This is a genomic window from Paramuribaculum intestinale, assembly GCF_003024925.1.
In the GTDB taxonomy this organism is placed as follows: Bacteria; Bacteroidota; Bacteroidia; order Bacteroidales; family Muribaculaceae; genus Paramuribaculum; species Paramuribaculum intestinale.
Genome location: NZ_PUED01000307.1, coordinates 1 through 1,886, shown reverse-complemented (window position 1 = coordinate 1,886; position 1,886 = coordinate 1). Strand labels below are relative to the sequence as shown.

Annotated in this window: 2 protein-coding genes; one reads left to right on the top strand and one right to left on the bottom strand. The window is 43.5% G+C overall.

Annotation, left to right across the window (positions count from 1 at the left end; translation table 11 throughout):
• Positions 1 to 49: 49 nt before the first annotated feature.
• Positions 50 to 610: a phosphohydrolase gene (locus tag C5O24_RS13030; protein WP_107036939.1), complete on the top strand. Its 561-nt coding sequence runs from the start codon at positions 50 to 52 to the stop codon at positions 608 to 610.
• Positions 611 to 874: 264 nt separating this feature from the next.
• Here the strand turns inward: C5O24_RS13030 and mobA are convergent, their stop codons facing one another.
• The gene (gene mobA, locus C5O24_RS13025; RefSeq protein ID WP_107036938.1) at positions 875 to 1,306 is read right to left on the bottom strand and encodes a conjugal transfer protein MobA; all 432 of its coding nucleotides are present in this window, start codon (positions 1,304 to 1,306) and stop codon (positions 875 to 877) included.
• Between the last annotated feature and the right edge of the window lie 580 nt (positions 1,307 to 1,886).

Sequence of the window (1,886 nt, the reverse complement as noted above, 5' to 3'; positions counted from 1 at the left end):
GAAGGAAGCGAAGGCGCGCATTGAACGCCTTGAAGATGATATGGGATAGATGACCAAAATCGTGTATGCCGCCGGATCGGTGGCTCATAAATTGCATACTGGACAAATGGATAAAGGAGGTAACGATTATTTTGAATCACACCTTCTAAAAGTAGCGTCAAGAGGATTCGATTGGAAAGAAAAGGTTGTGGGATTTCTACATGATGCCTCCGAGGATTGCGATGTGACTGTTGAGGATGTTCTGAGAATGCTTGATGCAGAAATATCGAAAGTGGTTGAAAATCCGGAAGAGAATTGGTGGGAAGAGTGGATGGAAGACATTGATGTATATCCATGCGAAGTAACCCACTCTATAACCGATGAAGAACGTGAAGAACTAAAAAATGCACTGAATCTCCTCAATCATCATACTGCATCTTCAAGAGAAGAATATATCGCACATATATCAGAAAACCGTCTTGCATTGAGAGTCAAGATGCATGATCTGGAGAACAACATGGATTTAACCCGTATCCCACAGCCAACAGCGAAAGACTTTGCTCGCGTTGAGCGTTACCGAAGAGAATACGAGTTTTTAACAAACGCCCTTCATAACTGTGTTTCAGGATGAAATCCATAATGAATGCTAACCGCCAAGACTCCGGTTATTAGTGCTGAGATGGCCGATGTTTGATGTCATAGATGATTCCACCAATGTCATAGTAAAAAGTTTCGTTTCATAGATAATGTCACTAATAAATTCAATGTTGGCACCGATGGCACCAATGGAATGGTATAGAATAATCAGCGAAATAATCAAAATCCATAATACATCGGCAAGGAGTGATGCTCCCTGCCGATGCTGTTTTAATGAGGCCTTACTACTTGATGTAGTTTAGGATTGGTTGAGTTGCTGCAACCATTGTGCCTCAAATCGCTTGGCGAGTTCTTTTACCTCGTGCATAACCGAGGTCATTTCCAATGTGGCTTTCTCCAGCTTGTAGAGCATTGTCATAGCCTTATTTTCTGAAAATCCCGACTTGAGTTCCTTCACAACAAGGTCATAATTGACCCCGACAGTGCGGAACTGGGCGAAAAATTCCGAGAGTTTGGCGCAGAATACTGCAAGTGAGCGGTCGGTTTTCAGCACCCGGAACGGGCGCGAGAACACCAGTTGTTTGATAAAAGTGGCTTTCACATCCTGATTGGCTTTCTCCATCATCCCGATGAAGCTGTCCCATTCGAGGTCATCAAAGCGCACTTTGACGCAGTGAATACATTTGTTGGCGACAGGCGGTCGCCCTCCTTTGTTGAAATTTTCTGCCATTGAATGTCTGATTCAACGGTTTCACTTCCACTCCAGCCTGAGGCAACGCAGTTTGTAGATGGTGAACGCGACTTTGGAGCGTTCACAACCTTGCAAGGTTGTTTTGTGGGAGTGGGTCCCTCAAAACCTTTTCGGACCCCGAAAAGACACCTTGCTATGTACACGTGTACATCTAATTCGATAAGAAAAAATGAGGTTTGAGAATCAGAGTCCGGTTGACCCTCTTTGCCTCGGTTTTCTTGTGTGCGGCCTCTCTCATGAGGCTGAATGAGCATGGAAGCTTGATATAAAGATAGCAAAAATTTCCGAGACTGCCAAATCCGGACTGACTCCCGAAAAAATCTTCACTCCGGAAATGTTAAAGTTTTTGCCTTATATCGGTGCGTTTGCTTGCCAAACCGCGCCAAAATGCGCCAAGTATCTGAAACTCAAAAATTTGAAAGATTTTAAGATTTGGAAATGCCCTTCTTTTTTGTTATCTTTGCAGAGCATTTGACCCAGATATCTGTCTTCATGTCACGATATAATTATGAAGATACACACGGATGGACATCGTTAGACACGTATATGGGAAGATTGC

What these genes read in the sequence shown, in the direction of transcription:
- C5O24_RS13030 (WP_107036939.1), top strand. Translation starts at nt 50, where the DNA reads ATGACCAAAATCGTGTATGCCGCCGGATCGGTGGCTCATAAATTGCAT.
- mobA (WP_107036938.1), bottom strand. Translation starts at nt 1,306, where the DNA reads ATGGCAGAAAATTTCAACAAAGGAGGGCGACCGCCTGTCGCCAACAAA.